This window comes from Bifidobacteriaceae bacterium, assembly GCA_031281585.1.
In the GTDB taxonomy this organism is placed as follows: domain Bacteria; phylum Actinomycetota; class Actinomycetes; order Actinomycetales; family WQXJ01; genus JAIRTF01.
On record JAITFE010000012.1, the window covers coordinates 1 to 19,589 of the forward strand.

Sequence of the window (19,589 nt, forward strand, 5' to 3'; positions counted from 1 at the left end):
CCCCTCGTCCGAATCCCCCGCCGCCCGATGCCGTCCGCCCAGGTCTTGGGAACCGTGGCGGCAGGTCAGTTGGCTGGGTCGGGGATGTTGTACGGGAGGCGGCGGACGGCATCGGACAACGACTGGGCACGAGCCGACCGCGCGGGCGCCGAGGCGAGTTCGCGGTTGCGACGCTCGCAGAGGACCGCGGCCAGGTACCGTTCGGGGTGGGTGCCGGGCGGCGGCGGGGGAGCGGTCTGGGCGCCGACCTCGGCGGCCAGGGACGCGCCCAGCTGGTGGCGCGACTGCGGGGACAGCGAACCGGCTCGCAGCAAGAACTGCCGGGCCCTCAAAGCCAGCCCGTCGCTCAGGGCGCCGATGTCCGCGATCTGGGCCCACGGCGCCAACTCGGGGGGCATGGGCAGGGAAAGCACCTGCATGCGAACCCCTCGGGTGCGCATCGCGTAGGTTCCCGCCAAGAAGTCGCCGATCCGCTTGCCCCGGTCGTTGAACAGCATGGTCAAGAAGGCTGGAATCCCGGAGGTGACCCAAGTCTCGAAGACGGCGGCCAAAGCGCGCGTGAGCGCCTGCCGAAGCCTGATGGGACTGCCGTCGTCTTGGACAATGCGGATGCCCGTCGCCAACTTGCCGACCGACCGCCCCCGGCTGAGCGTCTCCACGGCGGTGGGGATCACCACGAAGAGGAGCGCCACCCCAATGGAAATGGCGGCGGCCTGGGCGGCCCCGTCCCAAGAGCCAATGCCAAGCAGATCCGCCAGCATGGCCAACAAGAAGCCCCCGGCCACCAGGACGCACAGGTCAAGAAGAAAGCCCAGCAGACGGATGCCGAACGAGGCGGGCCGCAATTCCAGCTTGACGGCCTCGCCGATCACGATCTCATCGCCGCGCATGGCTGCCTGCCGCTAGGGCTTGGCCCGCCCGCCAAGGCCGACTGCGGGGCCAGCCGCACAGCCAAGATGGGCTAAGGGAGCAGGACACTCCACTAGGGTAGCGGCGTGGACATTGAGGCGTTCGCCGCAGAGCGGGGGGCTGCGTGGGACCGGCTGCGCGCCCTGGCGGGCGAACGCAGGCTCACGGGCGCCCAGGCCGACGAACTGGTTTGGCTGTACGAACGGGTCGCCACCGACTTGTCGCAGTTGCGGTCCGAGGCCCCCGACCCGTCCTTGATCTCTGAGCTTTCGGCCCGCCTGGCGGACGCGCGGGCCAGGATCCTGGGCGCGCATGACACCTCCACCGGCGCCCTGCGCCGGTTCGTCGAGTTGACCATGCCGGAAGCCCTTTACCGCCTACGGTGGTGGGCGCTCGCCTGCACCGTCCTCAGCGTCGCGGTGGCCGTCGCCGCCGGCGTCTGGGTGGTGGTCCACCCGTCGGCGCTGGCGATCATGGGCACGCCCGAAGAGCAGGAGGAGTACGTCAACTCGGCCTTCGCCAACTACTACTCCGAATACGCGCACTCCAGCTTCGCCGCGTCGGTGTGGACCAACAACGCCCGGATCGCGGCGCTGTGCGTGGCGGGCGGCATCACCGGCATCTTCCCGGCGTTTGTGCTGTTCCAGAACGCAGTGTTGGTGGGCGCCACAGGCGGCATGATGGCGACCCACGGCGCGGCGGGCGTCTTCTTCAGCCTCATCCTGCCTCACGGACTGCTGGAGCTGACCTGCGTTTTTGTCGCCGGAGCGGTGGGTCTGCGCCTGTTCTGGTCCTGGGTGGCGCCCGGCCTGAGGACGCGGGCGCAGTCGCTGGCGAACGAGGGCAAGGCGGCCGCTGCGGCTGTGGTGGCTCTCAGCGTGGCCCTGGCCGTCAGCGGCCTGGTCGAGGGCTTCGTGACGCCGTCCGCGCTGCCCAGCGGGGTCAAGATCGCCATCGGCGCGCTGGTTTTGGCCGCCTTCCTCGCCTACATGCTGCTGGCCGGCCGCCGCGCGGCGGCCGTCTTGGCGGCGGAACGCGACTATTCGGCTCCCGTCTAGAGCCGGCCGGCCGCCTTCAGCGCCAGGTAGCGGTCAGCCACGGCGGGGGCCAGTGCCTCCGGCAAACCGGCCACCAACTGCGCGCCCACCGCCCGCAACCGGGTCTCCATGGCCCCGACCGCCAACTCCCTCCGTTCGGCGGCGGCCGCGTCGAACACCGCGTCCACGTCCTGACGGCCCGCGAGCATTTCGGCCGTCTGCGGGTCCCGAACCGTGGCGATCATCACCACGTGGCGGCGCAGCAGCGTGTCCAAGACGGGCGTGAGGCCCACCTCGACCAGCGCCGGGTCGGTGCTGGTGATGAGCACCACCAATGCGCGCTGGCGGACCCGGGCGCGAATCTGCCCGGCGATCAGCGTCCAGTTCGCCTCCACCAGCGCGGGTTCCACCAGGGCGAGTTGGTTGGCCAGTTCGGCCAACGCGGCCGAGCCGACAGCGGGCGCCATCCGCCCGCGCACCACCCTGTCCGCCGCCAGCAACTCAACCCGGTCGCCGCCGGCCGCCGCCAAGGCGCCCAGCAGCAGTGCCGCCTCGATCCCCGCGTCCAGCCTGGTCTGGTCGCCAACCCGCCCGGCCGCCCATCGGGAGGTGTCCAGGAAGATCAGCACCCGCCGGTCCCGTTCCGGCCGCCACGTGCGCACCATGACGTGCTCCGCGCGCGCTGTGGCGCGCCAGTCGATCGACCGCACGTCGTCCCCCAGGGCGTAGTCCCGCAGCGAGTCGAACTCGGTGCCCTCGCCCCGCACCTGCGAGGCCGCCCGCCCGTCCAGGTCCCGCAGCCGGGCCAGACGCGACGGCAGGTGGCGCCGCGACCGGAACTCGGGCAGCACCCGCACCCGCCCCGGCACCGCCACCGACCGCTGCCGCCCGGCCAGTCCCAACGGCCCAAAGCTGCGCGTCGTCACCCGGTCGGCTTCGAAGTCGCCCCGCCGCCGTGGCCGCAAGACCACGTCCATGCGCCGAGCCTCGCCCGCCGGCACCGCCAGGTCCTGGATCTCCCGTTCCGCCCCCGCCGATGCCGTCCACGCGTCCCGCACTTTCAGCCGCGCCTTCCGCCCGCTTGAGTTGGCCACCGTCAGGGTCGAGGTGGCCATCTCCGTCAAGCGGACCGCGCCGATCGGCTCGCGCGTGACACGCAACGCCTTGGGACTGGCGGCCAACGCCAGGTCGGCCAACGCCAGCGCGACCACCATAGCCGTCCACGCCAGCACCAGGACGGGCGCGGGCGCGAGCACGAGCGGGACAACGCCCAAAGCGAGCGCCGCGGGAAACCGCCAGGTGACCGCCATGCCGGTCAGCGGGGGACCGGAACCGTGGCCAGAATGGAGCCCAGGATGGTCTCCGCGCTGGCCCCCTCCGTCTCCGCCTCGACCCGCAGTTGGATGCGGTGGCGCAAGGCGGGCAAGGCGAGCGCTTTGACGTCATCGGGCGTGACGAAGGCCCGGCCCGCCAGCCAGGCCCAGGCGCGGGAGGCGGCCATCAAAGCGGTCGCGCCGCGGGGCGAAACACCCAACGCGACCGACGGCGCGGTCCGGCTTGCCCGGCAGATGTCGACTATGTAGCCCAGGACCTCCGGGTCCACCCGCACGCTGGCGGCGGCGGCGCGGGCTGCGGCCAGGGAGTCCGGGCCGGCGACAGCCCTGAGGCCCGCCCCCGCGAGGTTCCTGGGGTCGAAGCCCAGCGCGTGGCGCCCGACCACTTCGATCTCCTGGTCGCGGGGCGGCAGCGGCAACGTCAGCTTGAGCAGGAACCGGTCCAACTGGGCCTCGGGCAGCGGATAGGTGCCCTCGTATTCCACGGGGTTCTGCGTGGCGATCACCATGAACGGGCTGGGCAGCGGCCGGGGCTCGCCTTCGACGGAGACCTGGCGCTCCTCCATGGCCTCCAGCAGCGACGCCTGGGTCTTGGGAGGCGTGCGGTTGATCTCGTCGGCCAGCAGCAGGTTGGTGAACACCGGACCCGGCCGGAACTCGAACCGCGCGGTCCGCGAGTCGTAGATCAGCGATCCGGTGACGTCGCCGGGCATCAGGTCCGGCGTGAACTGGATCCGCTTGGCTTCCAGGTCCAGCGCCGCCGCGAGCGAGCGCACCAAGAGCGTCTTGGCAACTCCAGGCACGCCCTCAAGCAAAACGTGGCCGCCCGCCAACAGGCCGATCAGCAGGCCGGTCACGGCCGCGTCCTGACCCACCACGGCCTTGGCGACCTCGCCTCTGACCAGCCCCAACGCCGCGCGCGGGTCGGCTACGGCAGACCCTGGGAAGGGCGGGTTCGGCGGGGCGGGCCAGGCCGCCTGGGGGATCGGTTCGCTCATGGCGAGAGCACCTCTTTCTCCAATTGGTCCAAGTCCCGAGCCAAGGCGGCCAGTTGGCCGGCGGAAACCGGCGCGGGACCGTACAACAACTCGCGCACGTTCGCCTCGGGGCGGCTGGTGGCCTGCGCTATGCCGGCCACCAGCGTAGCGGGCTCGCTGCTCCAGCCCAGACCCAGAGCGGCGCCGGCGCGGGTGGCGGCGCCGGCCCGCAGCGCGGCTGCGGCGTGGCCCACCGCTTGGCTGCGCCGGTAGAGGCGTCCCAGGCCCACCGTCACCTCCGAGGCGGGCACCGTCACAGGCAGTTCGTCCGGCACGATCCGTCCCATGCGACGGCCGCGCCAAAGCGCGGCCCCGGCCGCGGCGATCACCAGTTGCAGCGTCGCCAGCTCCGCCCACGGCGGGAGCAAGCCCCACATGCCGGTCGGGGTTCCGGAGTCGTCTTCCCACCCGGCCACGTTCCAAACCAGGCGGCGGTGCCCGCCCAGGGCGCGCAAGGCGGTCGCCGCCCGGTCCCCGTCGGTGATGCCGCCGTTGGTGAACACCTCGGCGTCCTCGTAAACCCTCAAGCGCTCCTCAGGGATGCTCGACTCCAGGTATTCGCGCAGATACGGGTCGGGTTCTATAAGGACCACGTCGCATTCCGCGGTCGCGTACAACTCCTGTTGGGTGTCGCTGACCTCCGCCGAGCCGGCGATCGCCAACGTGGTGTCGCCAAAGGACTGCGCCACCGCCTCAGCGGTCGAGGGGGCCGCGATCACCGTGACGCCGTTCCGGCCGAGCACCTGGGCGACGGCCCTGGCCCCGTCCGGCGCCGGGTTGCCCACGCTCAGCCAGGTGTCATCCGTGGGGACCGTCAACAGCGCCGTCATGGTCAGCGCCAGTCCCAACGGGATGCCCAGGCCGAGGATCCAGGCGACGGCGGCGCGCCCCTTGCGGGGCCGGCCGGGATGGCGGCGGGCCCCCGGCGGCACGGGGAAACCGTTTGGGCCGGGTACTGCGCCCGCCGCCGGGGACGGAGGCGCGGCGAACGGGTCGGTGGCGTACGGATTGGCCGGCGCGGGCGAACCGGTCACGCCGCCACGACCTCGGCCAGCGGCTTGGCGGCGTCCGCCTGCGCGTCCAGATCGACGAAGAACTGGTACACGCGCTCGTCGCCGCGGGCGTTCCCGTAGGCGATCGCGTCGAACTGGTCGGCCGCGCTCCCCAAAGAGGCGGCCAAGGCTGGGAGGAGGCGAGCGGCATCGGCGGCCAACTCGTCGGCGGTGCGTCCCGGCCGGCGGTCCAAGATGACCCGGTCCTCCAAACGGCGGGCCATCGCCTGGAAGGCGAGAATCGAAGCCGCGCGCCAGTCGCCGGCGGCGGCCCGCTCACGGGCGGCGGCCCGCAACTCCTGGGCGCTGCGCTGTTCTTCGCCCAAGACCGGACCGGGGGCACGGGCGGCGATCCGGCGGCGCATCGGCCCGGCCACCCGCCACGCGATCAGCACGATCACCGCCACCGCGGCCAGCCCGACGGCGAACGCCTGCCACGGCGGGAGCGCCCCGAAACCCGGCATTTGGTCGAACAACCCCTGGACCCAATCTATGAGCCGTTCCAGCAGCGAGGGCTGACGGTGGTAGATGTTCTTGGACAACTCGTCCTCCAGCCAGCGCCGGGCCTCGGATGGGTCCGGGTCGAGGGGCGGGACCGCGAACAGCCTCATTGGGGCGGTTCCTCGGCGGCGCGCATCAGCGCCAGGTCCAGGCCCTCGGTGCGAATCCGGGCGTCAATGTAAAGCAGCGCCACAACGGAGGCGGTGAAAGGAGTGGTGATCAGCCCGGACAGGGCGGTCGCCAGCGCCAAGATCACCGCGGACAGCGCCGGGTTGTCCATTGCGAAGAAGACCGAGATGAAGGACGCGGGCGTGGCGAGAATCCCGGAGATGACCCCCACAATCAGGGAGGCGAGCAGGTAGATGCCAAGGCTCCGCCAGAACCGACCGCGCGTGAGTCGCCAGCCACGTTTCAGCGACGCGATGACGCCTTGCCCCTCCAGCACCAGCGTGGCGGGCGCGAGCAGGGTCCGGATGGCGATCCAGCCGACAGCGGCCACCATGCCCAGCCCGCCAAAGAAGATGAGGAGGAGTCCCACCGGTCCCATGGCGTCTTCGGCGATCGCGACCCCGGCCCCGACAATCATCGCGATCGGAATGATCATCGCCCCGAGCATCATCAACGCGATCAGCAAGGTCAGCCCGATCAGCCTGGGCACCCGCCCGCCAATCGCCCGCCAGGCCGAGGCGATGGTCACCTTCCGGCCGATCGCGCCTTGGGCCACGGCCTGGGTCAGCATGCCGCTCAGGATGGTGGTCCCCAGGAAGCTCACAATGTAGCCGATCCCGCTGCCGAGCACCGCGTTGAGCTCGTACGCGAAGGCGTTGCCGTAGCCGCTGGTCGGCGCCATCGACACGAAATAGGTCGGCACCGCCTGCGCGGCGGCCGCGATGATCACCACCACGGCGGTCAGGCCAAACATGACCGAGGGGGCGAACCGGATGGAGCGGAACGCGCCGTCGAAGATGTCGGCCAGGCGCAGCGGCCGCAGCGGAATGGTGCCGGGTCGGCTCACAAATGGGGCAGGCGCGCCATAGGGCGGCGGCGCGAACGGCGGCTGCCCGTACTGCGGGGCCCCATATTGCGGCGGGCCGTATTGGGGTTGCCCGTACTGCGGTTGCCCGAATTGGGGCGCCCCATACTGAGGCGGCCCGTACTGCGGGGCCCCATATTGCGGTTGCCCGTACTGCGGCTGGGTGTATTGGGGCTGGGCGTACTGAGGCGCGTCGTACTGAGGCTGCGCGGCGGGCGGCGGATACGGCGTGGGCGGAGGATCGCCAAAAGTGCCGAACGGCCCTTGCTGATAGGGCCCTTGCTGCGGGTTGCTCGGTTCGCTCATGTTTCCAAACTCCGGTGCCGGTGTCTGGACCCACCATAGCCGCCGCGACCGCTCCCAAGCACCCGCCGGGGCAGGTACACGGCTTCGACGAGGAGTCCCGAAGGGCCAGGCCGTAGAATCACCTCGATGCTTGTTACCTCGACCGATACCCCCGCGACCGGAGACTTGAGCGATGCCGCCGCCGCCGTCGCGCGGGGCGAGTTGATCGTGATCCCGACGGACACGGTCTACGGTCTTGGGGCCAATCCCTTTGACGCGGCCGCGACGGCCCGTTTGTTCGCGGCCAAGGCGCGGCCCACGGACATGCCGCTGCCCGTGCTGGTGGCGGACCTGGCGGCGGCGCGGACCCTGGCGGCCGAGTGGCCGCAAGCCGCCGAGCGCCTCGCCCAGGCTTTCTGGCCGGGTCCCCTGACCATCATCGTGGCGGCCGCGCCGTCGGCCGGCCTGCGGCTGGGCGGGTCCGGCCGGACCGTCGGCCTGCGCCAACCGGACCACCCGACCGCGTTGGCGTTGCTCAAAGCGACGGGCCCGCTCGCGGTCACCTCGGCGAACCGCTCGGGGGAGCCCCCGGCCACCACCGCCGCCGATGCCGTGCGTCAGCTTGGCCCCGCAGTCGCCGTCTGCGTTGACGCCGGCCGGGCGCCGGGAGAAGTCCCGTCAACGGTCGTGGACCTGAGCGGTCCGGAGCCGCTGGTGCTGCGGGAAGGCGGGATCGGGCAAGCCGAATTGCGCGGGGCGCTGGGCGGCCGGGCTGGGCGGCCGGCGTGAGGACCTACCTGATTCTGGCCGGGATCGCGGCGGTGGTGACGGCTTTAATGGTGCCGTTGGTGCGGCGCCTGGCGTTGGCCACGCGCGCGGTCACGCCTGTGCGCGCGCGAGACATCCACACGGTCCCAACGCCTCGGCTGGGCGGCTTGGCCATGCTGGTCGGCATAGCCGTGGGCCTGGCCACAGCCTCGCAGGTGCCGTTCTTGGGCCCGGTTTTCACGGACTCCGCGCCCTGGGGGGTGGTCGCGGCCGCGGCTTGCGTGTGCCTGCTGGGGGCGCTTGACGACTGGTTTGAACTGTCCTGGCCCACTAAACTGGCGGGCCAGGTGCTGGCGGCCGGGTTCTTGGCCTGGCAGGGCGTGCAGTTGATCACACTGCCGGTGGCGGGTCTGACGATCGTCTCTTTTCGGGTCAGCTTGGTGGTCACCATCATCGTGGTGGTCGCCACCATCAACGCGATCAATTTCGTGGACGGGTTGGACGGCCTGGCGGCGGGCATGGTGGCGATCGGCGGCGGCGCCTTCTTCATCTACTCCTACCTGTTGTCCCGCCAGTCCGGCGCGGCCAACTACGCGACTCTGGCGGCTCTGATCCTGGCCTTGACCGTGGGGGCCTGCATCGGCTTTTTGCCCCACAACCTCAACCCGGCCCGGATTTTCATGGGCGATTCGGGCTCAATGCTGTTGGGCCTGCTTTTCGCCGCCGCCACGATCTCCGTGACGGGCCAGATCGACCCCGGGGCGGCCAAGGTCACCCAGGGGCAGGCCCTTGGCGCGTTCGTGCCGATCGTCCTGCCGTTCGCGGTGCTGGCCCTGCCGCTGCTGGACATGCTGATGGCGGTGGCGCGGCGCATGCGGGCGGGCCAGTCACCCTTTAAGGCGGACCGCATGCACCTGCATCACCGTCTGCTTCGCTTGGGGCACACCCAACGCCGCGCCGTCGCGATCATGTACGTGTGGACGGCGGTCTTGGCCTTCGGCACGGCGGGGCTGGCCGTCTTCCACACCCGCCAGCTGGCGGTCTTCCTGGCCGTGGGCGTGATCTTGGCCCTTGTTCTGACCTTGGCGCCGCACCGGCGGCGGCGTCCCGCGCACAAGGCGTCCGGACCGTCGGCGCCTCGCCCCGAACCCACTTTGGAGGAGAATCCCGATGAACGCAGCGAATGACCCCAAGACGAACCCCGTTCCGGAGGAGCCCGGCGGCGCGAACCCGGTCGGCTCCGGCGGGATCGACTATGGCCGCGTCGGGGTGCAACTGGGCGTTCTGGCGGCCGTGCTGGCGGTGGGCGGCGGCGTTCTGGGCTACCTGCTGGCGGGAGGCAAAGGCCTGTGGGGCGCGCTCATGGGGGCCGTCATCGTCGGGGCGTTCTTTGGCGCCTCGGCGGTGGTGATGCACCTGTCGAAGACCGCCGAGTCGAAGGCGCGGAACCTACTGATCGCCTGGTTCGCCAAGCTGGTGGGCCTGTTCGTCATCATGTTGGCGCTCAATCAGGCGACCTTTATCAGCCGCCCGGCGCTGGGAATCACCATTCTGGTGGGCGTCATAGGGTCGTTGGTCCTAGAAGGTCGCGTGGTTTGGAGTGCACGCATTACCCCCGGACCGGGCCAAACGCCCGGCCAGCGCCCCTGACCAGACGGCCGTTGGTCCCAATTGTGGTAGGTTTGTGACGGCCCACTGACCATTCACCTGCTCCGGCAGGCCATAGCCGTTCGGCGAAGAAGCGACTATGGAAGAGACCCCTTCTAGGAGTCATGGACTTGTCCTCCATCTTGAGCGAGCCGGCGGCCCTGCTGAGTTCCAGCGGCGGCGAAGGCGGCGGAATGCACATGCCTACCCTCGACGAGCTTTTCCCGGCTCCGTTTTGGCGGATCGGGGACTGGTTCGAGTTCAACCGACTGGACCTGATCAGGGTCCTCGCCACCGTGGCGTTGGTGGTGTTGATCTACCTGGGCGCCCGGCGGACCCGCCTGGTCCCCACCCGGGGCCAGTCGACGTTCGAACTGGCGATGGGCTTTGTCCACCACCAGATCTGCGAGGCGGCCATGTCCCCGGCCATGGCGCGGAAGTACCTGCCGTTCATCGCCACGGTCTTCTTCGGCGTGCTGGCCTTGAACATCACCGGCGTCCTGCCGTTCTTGAACATCTCCTCCAACGGCCTGGTGGCGGTCCCCATGATCCTGGCCGTGTGCGCCTGGGTCGCGTTCGTGGCCCAGGGCATCAAGTCCCACGGCCTGGGCCACTACCTGGCGGACAACCTCTTCCCCAAGGGCGCCCCGAAGCTGATGTACATTCTGCTGACCCCGATCGAGTTCCTCTCGACCTTTGTTCTGCGGCCGGTCACGCTGACTGTCCGTCTCATGGCCAACATGATCGCGGGACACTTCCTGCTGACGGCCTTCTTCGTGATGACCAGCTACCTGGTGATCGACGGCTCCGGGGTCATGAAGGGCCTGGGCATCCTGACCATCGCCGCGTCCTTCCTGTTCGTGGTCTTCGAGATCTTCATCGCGGGCCTGCAAGCTTTCATCTTCGCCATACTCACATCCGTCTACATTGGGCTCGCCAGCGAAGAGCACTGATGTGAACCAGCCGGCCCAAGTCGCTTGGGCCGGCCAGCACCAACCGAAAGGAATAACTGTGGACGTACTAGCCGAAATCAGCGGCAACCTGAATGCCATTGGCTATGGCTTGGCGGCGATCGGCCCCGGCATTGGCGTGGGCATCTTGGTGGGCAAGACCCAGGAGTCGATCGCCCGCCAGCCCGAACTGCGCGGCTCTTTGATGGGCACCATGTTCATTGGCGCCGGCCTGGCTGAAGCCCTTGCCCTGCTCGGCTTGGTGGCCGGCTTCCTGTTCACCTGATCATGTGGCTCGCAGAAGGCGCACCGAAGGGGATAGCCCTGTTCATCCCGCCGTGGGATGAGGTCATCATCTCCGCCCTCTGCCTGGGCGTGATCGCCTGGGTGATCGCTAAGTACGGCGTGCCGCGCTACCTCCAGGTGCTGGACGAACGGGCCCTGGTCATTGAGGGCGGCATCAAGCGGGCGGAAGAGGCCGAGGCGGAGATAGCCCAGATCAGGTCCGGTTTGGACAATGAGAAGGAAGCCGCCCGGCTTGAGGCGGCGCGGGTTAGGGAGGACGCGAAGGCGGACGCCAACGCCATCGTGGCGGAGTCCAAGACCAAGGCGAGCGACGAGGCCCGGCGGATCGCCGAGGCCGCCCAGCGGCAGATCGACTCCGAACGGCGGGCGGCGGAAGTCTCCCTCCGGCAGGACGTGGGCGCCCTGGCGACCGAACTGGCGGAGAAGATAGTCGGCGAGTCGCTCAAAGATTCGGCCCTGGCCGGCCGCGTGATCGACCGCTTCTTAGCGGATCTTGAGAGCCAGGCGGCAGCCGGAAAGAGCGCGTGATGCTGGGAGGTAGTGCCGCGTCGTTGGCCCAGGCCAAGAAGTGCCTGGCCGGCGTGTTGGCCAAGCAGCCGAAAAAGGCTTCGCGGATCGGGGACGAGTTGTTCGCCCTGACGGACGCGCTGGACGGCGATCCGGCGCTCGCCAGGGCGTTGACCAACCCGAACCGGGAGCCGGCGGCGAAGCAGTTGCTGGTGCGCCAGGCGATGGCGGGCCACTTCGAGCCGGCCGTGGACCTGGCGGCGGTCACGGCCGCTTTGCGCTGGTCCAAGGACGGCGACTTGGCGGACGCCCTGGAGATCATGGCGTTCGACGCCAACCTGGCGGCCGCGCAGGCGGAGAAGCTGCTCAAGCAGGTCGAGGCGGAATTGTTCGACGTGGACGCGGTTCTCCGCAACAACCGCGACTTGCGCACCGCCTTGGGCGACCTGGTCGCGGAGCCGGGCGCCAAGCAGCGGCTGGTCGAACGGGTCTTCGCCAAGGCGGTCCTGCCTCAAACCCTGGACCTGCTGCGTCGGGTGGTCTCCCATCCGCGCGGCCGGGGCATCCGCTACTCGCTGCAGTACGTGGGGTCCTTGGTGGCGGAACGCCGGAACCGCCTTGTGGTGGCGGTCACCAGCGCGGCGCCGCTGAGCGGCAAGCAAACCGACGCGCTGGCGAAACTCCTGGCGGCCAAGTACGGCCGCGACATTCAGCTGAACGTGTCAATTGACCACTCGGTGATAGGCGGCCTGCGCGTGCGTGTCGGCGACCAGGTGGTCGACGGCTCGCTGCTGACCAGATTCACCGACCTCAGGCGCGACTTGGCCGCGTGACCCGACAAGATTTCGAAGGAAAGAGAACATGACTGAGCTGAGCATTCGTCCCGAGGCCATTCGCCAGGCGTTGGACGAGTTCGTCGAGTCCTACAAGGCGGCGCCGGCGGCGACCGAGGAGATCGGCCGCGTCACCATGGCCGGTGACGGGATTGCCCAAGTTGAGGGCCTGCCCGGCGTGATGGGCAACGAGTTGCTGCGTTTCGCGGACGGGACCCTGGGCATTGCCCAGAACCTGGACGTGCGGGAGATCGGCGTGATCGTGCTGGGCGAGTTCGCCGGCATCGAGGAGGGCCAAGAGGTTCGCCGCACGGGCGAGGTGCTGTCCGTGCCTGTGGGGGACGCCTACCTGGGCCGGGTCGTGGATCCGCTGGGCGTGCCAATGGACGGCCTGGGTGAGATCGAGACCCACGAGCGCCGCGCGCTGGAGCTGCAAGCGCCCACGGTCATGCAGCGCCGCTCGGTCCACGAGCCGCTGCAGACCGGCCTCAAGGCGATCGACTCCCTGATTCCGATTGGGCGGGGGCAGCGCCAGTTGATCATTGGCGACCGCGGCACCGGCAAGACCGCCATCGCGACGGACACCATCATCAACCAGAAGGCGAACTGGGACAGCGGGGATCCGAAGAGGCAGGTCCGCTGCATCTACGTGGCCGTCGGCCAGAAGGGTTCCACCATCGCGGCGGTCCGGGCCGCCCTGGAAGACGCGGGCGCGCTTGAGTACACCACCATCGTGGCGGCCCCGGCGTCCGATCCGGCGGGCTTCAAGTACCTGGCCCCGTACACCGGCAGCGCGATCGGCCAGCACTGGATGTACCAGGGCAAGCACGTCTTGATCGTGTTCGACGACCTGTCCAAGCAGGCCGAGGCCTACCGGGCCGTGTCTCTCCTGCTCCGCCGCCCGCCGGGCCGCGAAGCCTATCCGGGCGACGTCTTCTATCTGCACTCGCGCCTCCTGGAACGCTGCGCCAAGCTGTCCGAGGCGATGGGCTCCGGCTCAATGACCGGTCTGCCGATCATTGAGACCAAGGCCAACGACGTGTCCGCGTACATCCCGACCAACGTCATCTCCATCACGGACGGCCAGATCTTCCTGCAGTCGGACTTGTTCAACGCCGACCAGCGCCCGGCCGTGGACGTGGGCATCTCGGTGTCCCGCGTGGGCGGGTCCGCCCAGGTCAAAGCGATGAAGAAGGTCGCGGGCACGCTCAAAATCGACTTGGCCCAGTACCGCGACCTGGAGGCGTTCGCCATGTTCGCCTCAGACCTCGACGCGGCCTCGCGGCAACAGCTGACCCGCGGCGCCCGCCTCATGGAACTGCTCAAGCAGCCGCAGTACACGCCCTACCCGGTGGAACGGCAGGTCGCCGCGATCTACGCCGCCACCAAGGGCTACCTGGACCGCGTGCCGCTGGACAAGGTCCACGAATACGAGCGCGACCTGCTGGACTACCTGGACCGCCGGACCGAGGTCCTGGCGACCATCGCCCAGACAAACGACCTGGCGCCTGAGACGGAGGCCGCGCTGAAGGCAGGCGTGGAGACCTTCACCAAGGAGTTCCTGCTCACTATTGGCGTGCTGACGTCCCCGGAGGAAGTCGAGCCGGGCGAGGCGGACTTGGAGCAGGAGCAGATCAAGCTGAAGAAGCGGGGCTGACTCGATGGCGGGTTCGCAAAGGGTTTACCGGGCGCGCATCAAGTCCACCCAGTCCCTGAAGAAGATCTTCCGGGCAATGGAGTTGATCGCGGCCAGCCGGATTGGCCGGGCGCGTGACGCGGCCGCGCGCCAGCGGCCCTACGCCGCCGCGCTGACCAGGGCGGTCTCGCTGGCCGCCACCCACGTCGGCGAGGAGATCCGGCACCCGCTGCTGACCGAGCGGCCGGATGTGAAGCGGGTGGCCCTGCTGGTCATGGCGGCGGACCGGGGCATGGCCGGCGCCTACACCGCCAACGTTCTGAGGGAGGCGGAGGCCCACGCCGCCGAACTGGCGGAGCAGGGTTTCCAAGTGGACCGCTATGTGGTGGGCCGGCGCGCCTTGAGCTACTACGAGTTCCGGGGCGTCCCAGTCCGCCGGGCGTGGCTCGGCTCCTCCGACTCGCCCTCCTTCCCGGTCGCCAAGGAGATCGCGAGCACGCTTTTGGCGGCGTTCACGGCGCCCGCCGAAGCCGACGATGCCGTTGGGCAGCTTCACGTTGTCTACACCCATTTCAAGAACATGGTTTCCCAGGCGCCGCGCATGGTGCGGATGCTGCCGCTGGAGTTCGTGGAGGACGTGGCGGACCCGGAGGCGATCATCCAGGTCGAGGAGCGGGTGACCGCCCAACTCGCCAAGGCCGAGATCTTCCCCCTGTACAGCTTCGAGCCCAGCCCCGCCGGAGTGCTGGACGCGCTGCTGCCGCGCTACGTGCGCAGCCGCATCCTGGACTGCCTGCTGCAGGCGGCGGCATCGGAACTGGCGAACCGGCAACGGGCCATGCATACCGCCACGGACAACGCCGAAGACCTGGTGCGCAAGTACACGCGGCTGGCCAACCAAGCCCGCCAAGCCGACATCACGCAGGAGATCAGCGAAATCGTTTCCGGCGCGGACGCCCTGGCGGCCGGCCGATGACCACAAACGGACCAACCAAACCGGAGGAAGACCAAGAGATGACCAGCACCACTGTAGAAGCCGAGGTCACGCGCAACCCGGCGCCCACCCAGGGGCGGGTGGCACGGGTGATTGGGCCCGTCGTGGACGTCGAATTCCCGGGCGACGCGATTCCCGAGATCTATAACGCCTTGACCACCGAGATCGAACTGGAGGAGGAGGGCGCCGGCAAGCGGCGCATCACCGTCACCCTCGAGGTCGAACAGCACCTGGGCGACAACCTGGTCCGCGCCATCGCCATGAAGCCGACTGACGGCCTGGTCCGCGGCGCCGTGGTCCAGGACACCGGCGGCCCCATCTCGGTGCCCGTGGGCGACGTCACCAAGGGCCACGTGTTCAACGTGATCGGCGACGTGCTCAACCTGGAGCCGGGCGAGGAGCTCAAGGTGACGGAGCGGTGGGGCATCCACCGCGACCCGCCGCCGTTTGACGAGCTGGAGGGCCGGACCCAGATGTTCGAGACCGGCATCAAGGTGATCGACCTGCTGACGCCGTACGTCCAGGGCGGCAAGATCGGCCTGTTCGGCGGCGCGGGCGTCGGCAAGACGGTGCTGATCCAGGAGATGATCTACCGGGTGGCCAACAACCACGACGGCGTGTCCGTGTTCGCCGGCGTGGGGGAGCGCACCCGCGAGGGCAACGACTTGATCGCGGAGATGACCGAGTCCGGCGTGATCAAGCAGACCGCGCTGGTGTTCGGCCAGATGGACGAGCCGCCGGGCGTGCGCCTGCGGGTGGCTCTGTCCGCTTTGACCATGGCGGAGTACTTCCGCGACATCCAACACCAGGACGTGCTGTTGTTCATCGACAACATCTTCCGTTTCACGCAGGCTGGCTCGGAGGTCTCCACCCTGCTGGGCCGCATGCCGTCCGCCGTGGGCTACCAGCCGAACCTGGCAGATGAGATGGGCGAGCTCCAAGAGCGCATCACCTCGACGCGCGGCCACTCGATCACGTCGATGCAGGCCATTTACGTGCCGGCGGACGACTACACCGACCCGGCCCCGGCCACCACGTTCGCGCACCTGGACGCCACCACCGAACTGTCCCGCGACATCGCCTCGCGCGGCCTGTACCCGGCGGTGGACCCGCTGGCCTCCACCTCCCGCATCCTGGACCCGCGCTACGTGGGCGAGGACCACTACGCTACCGCCACCAGGGTCAAGCAGATCCTCCAGCGCAACAAGGAGCTCCAGGACATCATTGCCATTCTGGGCGTGGACGAATTGTCCGAGGAAGACAAGATCGTGGTTAACCGGGCCCGGCGCATCCAGCAGTTCTTGTCGCAGAACACCTACATGGCCACCCAGTTCACCGGCGTGGAGGGCTCGACAGTGCCTTTGGGGGAGACTATCGAGGCGTTCCGGCGCATCGCCGACGGCGAGTTCGACCATGTGGCCGAGCAGGCCTTCTTCAACATCGGCGGCCTGGAGGACCTGGAGCGCAACTGGGCCAGGCTGCAGAAGGAACTTGGCTGACATGGCGGCGCTGAACGTCGAGGTCGCGGACTGGGAGGGCCAGGTCTGGCAGGGGCTGGCCAGCTTTTTCACCGCGCCCAGCGTGGATGGCTCGATCGGCGTCTACCCGCGTCACGAGCCGCTGCTGGCCATTCTGCGCGAGGGCGAGGTCAAGATTCTGGCCGTCGACGCGCCGGAGGCGATTGTTCGCATCACCGGGGGGTTTCTGTCCGTCGATTCCGATATTGTGACCGTAGTCGCGGACGAGGCGCGACTGATGACGCCAGCCAAATAGCCTCTGGAGGGAGTAATGCCGCAAGCGCTAGCCGTCACGCTGGTTGGCGCGCTAGTTGTGGCGGTCGGCCTGCTCGGCTTGGTGTGGCTGCGCTGGCAGTACCTGCGGGCCCGCCCCGGCTACTTCCCCTGCACGGTCGTCGAGGGAGAGGGCGCGAAGCGCCGCGAGCGCACCGGCCTGGCGGCTTTTGGGCCGCTGGCGTTGGATTGGTTTGCCCGCGACTCGCTCAGCCCCGCACCCGCGCACCAGTGGCCCAGGCGCGGCCTGACCATCAAGACGCGCCCTTTAGACGACTCCTCAAGGGGCGGCTGGCAGGTCGTCAACCTCAATTCGGACGGCACGGGTTACCTGTTGGTGATCTCACGCGGCGCCTCGAGCGGGCTCTTGTCCTGGATCGAGGCCGGTCCCAGCCGCTCTGACACCGCCCCCTGACTCCGGCCGCCAGAGCTCGCCCTCCCCGCCGGCCGCGCGCGCCAACTGGAACAGCAGGTCGGACAGCCGGTTCAGGTAGCGCAGCGCCTCGGGGTTGAGACCGCCTTCGCCGCCGATGCCGTGCGCCCCTGCAGCGTGCCAGGCCGCCCGTTCCGCCCGCCTCGCCACCGTGACCGCCAGATGAAGGTGGGCGGCGGCCGGCGGCCCACCGGGCAGAACGAACGAGCGCAGCGGTCCGAGTTCCTCGGCCAGGTCCTGGATGACCTGGTCCCAGGCGGCCGTCCGGGCCTGATCGACGCGGGGGACGCTCCGACGGCGCGACCGGACGGGACAGGCGGCGGGCAGCGGCGTGGCCAGGTCGGCCCCCAGGTCGAACAATTCTTGGAGCAACTGTTCGGCCCAGCGGTCCAACCGGGGCGCCAGGCCGAAGGCGCGGGCCACCCCGATGGCGGCCGCGGCCTCGGCGACCGAGCCCACGGCCTCAATCCGGGGGTCGGTCTTCGACACGCGGCTGAGGTCCCCCAACTGGGTCAAACCGTCGTCGCCGGCGCGGGTGGCGATCCGAGACAACACAACCATGCGGGCCAGCCTAACCGCCCCGGCCGGCGGGGCGGCCATAATGAACTGGTGCGGAGAGTGAATCGGGTGGTGGCCGTCATGGCCGCCTTGGCGGTGGCGGGCGGTTGCCAGCTTGTGGGTCAGGGAAGCGGAAACCCCTCCGCGGCGCCCACAGTCGGGCTGGAGGAGGCCCGGAAGCAGGCCGCGGCGGTGGTCGCGGGGATGACCCTGGAGCAGAAGGCCGCCCAGCTGATCATGGCGCCGCTGCGGCCCGGCGACGACCCGGCCGTCCTGGCCAGTCGTCAGGTCGGGGCGGTGGTGCTGCTGGGCGACGGCTGGGATTCGGCCGCGAAGGTCAAGGCCGCGACGGCGCCCCTGCGCGAGGCGGCTGAGGAGTGGCCGGCCCGGCTCTGGATCGCGGCCGATCAGGAGGGCGGACAGATCCAACGGCTCCGGGGAACCGGCTTCGAGACCATCCCGGACGGGATCGGGCAAGGGAAAATGAAGCCGCGCGAACTGCGGGAGGCGGCGCAAACCTGGGGCGGCGAGCTTCTGGACGTGGGGGTCAACCTGGACTTGGCGCCGGTCGTGGACCTGGTGGACCCGGCGGATCGCCAGGCCAACGCGCCGGTCGGGTCGCTGCGGCGCGACTATGGCCTGGACGCCGCCGGGACGGCCGAACACGCGAAGGCCTTCATCGAAGGCATGAGGGCTGCGGGTGTGGGCACGGCGGTCAAACACTTTCCCGGGCTGGGCCGTGTCACCGGGAACACCGACCTGACCACGCAGGGGGTTGAGGACGCGGTGACGGACCGTGAGGCCGAGTCGGTCCAGGCCTTCGCCGACGTTTTCGAGGCGGGCCCCACCATGGTCATGGTGTCGGTGGCGACCTACTCGAAGATGGACCCGACCGGACCGGGCGCGCTCTCTCCGACCGTGATCATGGGGCTGCTGCGGGAGCAATTGGGCTGGCGGGGCGTGGTGGTCTCGGATTCGCTTTCCGCGGCCGCGGCCGCGGTCAATGTCTCCGGGCCGTTGTCGGTGGAGGACAGGATTCTGACGTTCCTCGGGGCCGGCGGCGACATCGCGTGCTTCGGCGTGGCGGACGAGGCGTGGGCGGCGCTGGACGGCCTGATCGCCAAGGCGCAGTCCGACCCGACCGTGGTGGAAATGATCGACCAGGCGGCCATGCGGGTGATCGCGGCCAAGGCCCAGGCGGGGCTGGTCTGATGCGGCTGGTGGTGGCGCACTGTGCGGTCGACTATTCGGGGCGGTTGGGCGCCCACCTGGACCCGGCCCGGCGCCTGCTCATGCTGAAGGCGGACGGCTCGGTCCTGATCCACGCCGACGGCGGCTCCTACAAGCCGCTGAACTGGATGAACCCGCCCTGCAGGCTGGTCGAGCTGGAGCCGGAGCCGGCCGAGGCGGAGGCCGGCGTGCAAGCGGTCTGGGAGGTCAGCCACCTCAAGAGCGACGACCGTCTGCGGATCCAGCTGTATGAGATCCTGCATGACATCGACACCCCCCTGGGGACCGAGCCGGGGCTGGTCAAGGACGGCGTGGAAGCGCACCTGCAGGCGCTGCTGGCCGAACAAGTCGAGGTGGTGGGACCCGGTCTGAGGCTGATCCGGCGGGAATACGCGACCGCGATCGGGCCGGTCGACTTGCTGCTGCGGGACGCGGCTGGAGGCACTGTCGCCGTGGAAGTCAAACGCCGGGGGGACATAGATGGAGTAGAACAACTCACTCGTTATGTGGAATTACTCAAACGCGACCCTTTGTTGACGCCGGTTCGCGGCGTGCTGGCGGCCCAGGCGATCAAGCCCCAAGCCCAAGTGTTGGCGCAGGACAGAGGTCTGGACTGCGTGATTCTCGACTACGACGCGATGCGGGGGATGGACGATCCGTCGACCCGCTTGTTCTAGCTTTGGCATAGCTTTGGCATAGTCGGGCCCCCGGCGGGCGGCGGATGCGGCATGCTAGACGGGTCACACGAC

Annotated in this window: 21 protein-coding genes and 1 pseudogene; 15 read left to right on the forward strand and 7 right to left on the reverse strand. The window is 69.4% G+C overall.

Features of this window, described 5'->3' with window-relative positions:
- Positions 1-65 precede the first annotated feature (65 nt).
- Entirely contained in the window at positions 66-890 is an 825-nt protein-coding gene (locus LBC97_00640; GenBank protein ID MDR2564567.1) for an RDD family protein, read from the reverse strand.
- Positions 891-995: 105 nt separating this feature from the next.
- Here LBC97_00640 and LBC97_00645 point away from each other — a divergent pair, with 105 nt between their 5' ends.
- The gene (locus LBC97_00645; GenBank protein MDR2564568.1) at positions 996-1,967 is read left to right on the forward strand and encodes a stage II sporulation protein M; all 972 of its coding nucleotides are present in this window, start codon (positions 996-998) and stop codon (positions 1,965-1,967) included.
- Here LBC97_00645 and LBC97_00650 read toward each other — a convergent pair.
- The 5 genes and pseudogenes from LBC97_00650 to LBC97_00670 form a co-directional block, all read right to left on the reverse strand.
- Complete coding sequence (locus LBC97_00650; protein MDR2564569.1) at positions 1,964-3,256, reverse strand: DUF58 domain-containing protein; 1,293 nt, start codon at positions 3,254-3,256, stop codon at positions 1,964-1,966. The genes LBC97_00645 and LBC97_00650 overlap by 4 nt on opposite strands.
- 5 nt (positions 3,257-3,261) lie before the next feature.
- A complete protein-coding gene (locus LBC97_00655; GenBank protein ID MDR2564570.1) occupies positions 3,262-4,278 on the reverse strand; it encodes a MoxR family ATPase in 1,017 nt (338 codons plus the stop codon).
- The gene (locus tag LBC97_00660) at positions 4,275-5,351 is read right to left on the reverse strand and encodes a DUF4350 domain-containing protein (GenBank protein ID MDR2564571.1); all 1,077 of its coding nucleotides are present in this window, start codon (positions 5,349-5,351) and stop codon (positions 4,275-4,277) included. The genes LBC97_00655 and LBC97_00660 overlap by 4 nt, the downstream gene beginning before the upstream one ends.
- Positions 5,348-5,980, reverse strand: a complete 633-nt coding sequence (locus tag LBC97_00665) for a DUF4129 domain-containing protein (GenBank protein ID MDR2564572.1) — start codon at positions 5,978-5,980, stop codon at positions 5,348-5,350. Before LBC97_00665 ends, LBC97_00660 begins: the two co-directional genes overlap by 4 nt.
- A 980-nt stretch (positions 5,981-6,960) precedes the next feature.
- A pseudogene (locus LBC97_00670) lies at positions 6,961-7,050 on the reverse strand (TM2 domain-containing protein).
- Positions 7,051-7,335: 285 nt separating this feature from the next.
- Between LBC97_00670 and LBC97_00675 the strand changes: the two are divergent.
- The 12 genes from LBC97_00675 (at position 7,336) to LBC97_00730 (ending at position 17,034) form a co-directional block, all read left to right on the forward strand.
- Positions 7,336-7,977, forward strand: a complete 642-nt coding sequence (locus tag LBC97_00675; GenBank protein ID MDR2564573.1) for a threonylcarbamoyl-AMP synthase — start codon at positions 7,336-7,338, stop codon at positions 7,975-7,977.
- Entirely contained in the window at positions 7,974-9,143 is a 1,170-nt protein-coding gene (locus tag LBC97_00680; GenBank protein ID MDR2564574.1) for an undecaprenyl/decaprenyl-phosphate alpha-N-acetylglucosaminyl 1-phosphate transferase, read from the forward strand. The genes LBC97_00675 and LBC97_00680 overlap by 4 nt, the downstream gene beginning before the upstream one ends.
- On the forward strand, positions 9,127-9,606 hold the full coding sequence (locus tag LBC97_00685; protein MDR2564575.1) for a hypothetical protein: 480 nt from the start codon (positions 9,127-9,129) through the stop codon (positions 9,604-9,606). Before LBC97_00680 ends, LBC97_00685 begins: the two co-directional genes overlap by 17 nt.
- Before the next feature lie 122 nt (positions 9,607-9,728).
- Complete coding sequence (gene atpB, locus LBC97_00690) at positions 9,729-10,556, forward strand: F0F1 ATP synthase subunit A (GenBank protein ID MDR2564576.1); 828 nt, start codon at positions 9,729-9,731, stop codon at positions 10,554-10,556.
- Between the two features lie 52 nt (positions 10,557-10,608).
- Positions 10,609-10,839, forward strand: a complete 231-nt coding sequence (gene atpE, locus LBC97_00695) for a F0F1 ATP synthase subunit C (protein ID MDR2564577.1) — start codon at positions 10,609-10,611, stop codon at positions 10,837-10,839.
- Between the two features lie 2 nt (positions 10,840-10,841).
- Positions 10,842-11,387: a F0F1 ATP synthase subunit B gene (locus LBC97_00700; protein MDR2564578.1), complete on the forward strand. Its 546-nt coding sequence runs from the start codon at positions 10,842-10,844 to the stop codon at positions 11,385-11,387.
- On the forward strand, positions 11,387-12,199 hold the full coding sequence (locus LBC97_00705) for a F0F1 ATP synthase subunit delta (protein MDR2564579.1): 813 nt from the start codon (positions 11,387-11,389) through the stop codon (positions 12,197-12,199). The genes LBC97_00700 and LBC97_00705 overlap by 1 nt, the downstream gene beginning before the upstream one ends.
- Positions 12,200-12,227: 28 nt before the next feature.
- Positions 12,228-13,856, forward strand: a complete 1,629-nt coding sequence (atpA, locus tag LBC97_00710; protein ID MDR2564580.1) for a F0F1 ATP synthase subunit alpha — start codon at positions 12,228-12,230, stop codon at positions 13,854-13,856.
- A 4-nt stretch (positions 13,857-13,860) separates the two neighbouring features.
- A complete protein-coding gene (locus LBC97_00715) occupies positions 13,861-14,811 on the forward strand; it encodes a F0F1 ATP synthase subunit gamma (GenBank protein MDR2564581.1) in 951 nt (316 codons plus the stop codon).
- 38 nt (positions 14,812-14,849) lie between these two features.
- Positions 14,850-16,328: a F0F1 ATP synthase subunit beta gene (gene atpD / locus LBC97_00720; GenBank protein ID MDR2564582.1), complete on the forward strand. Its 1,479-nt coding sequence runs from the start codon at positions 14,850-14,852 to the stop codon at positions 16,326-16,328.
- A gap of 1 nt (position 16,329) precedes the next feature.
- Positions 16,330-16,602, forward strand: a complete 273-nt coding sequence (locus LBC97_00725) for a F0F1 ATP synthase subunit epsilon (GenBank protein MDR2564583.1) — start codon at positions 16,330-16,332, stop codon at positions 16,600-16,602.
- Positions 16,603-16,617: 15 nt separating this feature from the next.
- Positions 16,618-17,034 carry a DUF2550 domain-containing protein gene (locus LBC97_00730; GenBank protein ID MDR2564584.1) on the forward strand — a complete coding sequence of 139 codons (417 nt, stop codon included), beginning with the start codon at positions 16,618-16,620 and terminating at the stop codon, positions 17,032-17,034.
- On the opposite strand, the gene LBC97_00735 is transcribed toward LBC97_00730, so the two are convergent.
- Positions 16,963-17,613, reverse strand: coding sequence for a cob(I)yrinic acid a,c-diamide adenosyltransferase (locus LBC97_00735; GenBank protein MDR2564585.1), 651 nt, complete (start codon positions 17,611-17,613; stop codon positions 16,963-16,965). The two genes, LBC97_00730 and LBC97_00735, sit on opposite strands and share 72 nt — an antisense overlap.
- A 48-nt stretch (positions 17,614-17,661) precedes the next feature.
- Between LBC97_00735 and LBC97_00740 the strand changes: the two genes are divergently transcribed.
- Entirely contained in the window at positions 17,662-18,822 is a 1,161-nt protein-coding gene (locus tag LBC97_00740) for a beta-glucosidase (protein MDR2564586.1), read from the forward strand.
- Positions 18,822-19,517: an endonuclease NucS gene (gene nucS, locus LBC97_00745; GenBank protein ID MDR2564587.1), complete on the forward strand. Its 696-nt coding sequence runs from the start codon at positions 18,822-18,824 to the stop codon at positions 19,515-19,517. The genes LBC97_00740 and nucS overlap by 1 nt, the downstream gene beginning before the upstream one ends.
- Positions 19,518-19,589: the final 72 nt, after the last annotated feature.

Excerpts from the sequence above, each read along its gene's own strand:
- LBC97_00640 (MDR2564567.1), bottom strand. The coding sequence starts at position 890 with ATGCGCGGCGATGAGATCGTGATCGGCGAGGCCGTCAAGCTGGAATTG.
- LBC97_00650 (MDR2564569.1), bottom strand. The coding sequence starts at position 3,256 with ATGGCGGTCACCTGGCGGTTTCCCGCGGCGCTCGCTTTGGGCGTTGTC.
- LBC97_00655 (MDR2564570.1), bottom strand. The coding sequence starts at position 4,278 with ATGAGCGAACCGATCCCCCAGGCGGCCTGGCCCGCCCCGCCGAACCCG.
- LBC97_00665 (MDR2564572.1), bottom strand. The coding sequence starts at position 5,980 with ATGAGGCTGTTCGCGGTCCCGCCCCTCGACCCGGACCCATCCGAGGCC.
- LBC97_00675 (MDR2564573.1), top strand. The coding sequence starts at position 7,336 with ATGCTTGTTACCTCGACCGATACCCCCGCGACCGGAGACTTGAGCGAT.
- LBC97_00685 (MDR2564575.1), top strand. The coding sequence starts at position 9,127 with ATGAACGCAGCGAATGACCCCAAGACGAACCCCGTTCCGGAGGAGCCC.
- atpB (MDR2564576.1), top strand. The coding sequence starts at position 9,729 with ATGGACTTGTCCTCCATCTTGAGCGAGCCGGCGGCCCTGCTGAGTTCC.
- LBC97_00700 (MDR2564578.1), top strand. The coding sequence starts at position 10,842 with ATGTGGCTCGCAGAAGGCGCACCGAAGGGGATAGCCCTGTTCATCCCG.
- LBC97_00705 (MDR2564579.1), top strand. The coding sequence starts at position 11,387 with ATGCTGGGAGGTAGTGCCGCGTCGTTGGCCCAGGCCAAGAAGTGCCTG.
- atpA (MDR2564580.1), top strand. The coding sequence starts at position 12,228 with ATGACTGAGCTGAGCATTCGTCCCGAGGCCATTCGCCAGGCGTTGGAC.
- LBC97_00715 (MDR2564581.1), top strand. The coding sequence starts at position 13,861 with ATGGCGGGTTCGCAAAGGGTTTACCGGGCGCGCATCAAGTCCACCCAG.
- atpD (MDR2564582.1), top strand. The coding sequence starts at position 14,850 with ATGACCAGCACCACTGTAGAAGCCGAGGTCACGCGCAACCCGGCGCCC.
- LBC97_00725 (MDR2564583.1), top strand. The coding sequence starts at position 16,330 with ATGGCGGCGCTGAACGTCGAGGTCGCGGACTGGGAGGGCCAGGTCTGG.
- LBC97_00730 (MDR2564584.1), top strand. The coding sequence starts at position 16,618 with ATGCCGCAAGCGCTAGCCGTCACGCTGGTTGGCGCGCTAGTTGTGGCG.
- LBC97_00735 (MDR2564585.1), bottom strand. The coding sequence starts at position 17,613 with ATGGTTGTGTTGTCTCGGATCGCCACCCGCGCCGGCGACGACGGTTTG.
- nucS (MDR2564587.1), top strand. The coding sequence starts at position 18,822 with ATGCGGCTGGTGGTGGCGCACTGTGCGGTCGACTATTCGGGGCGGTTG.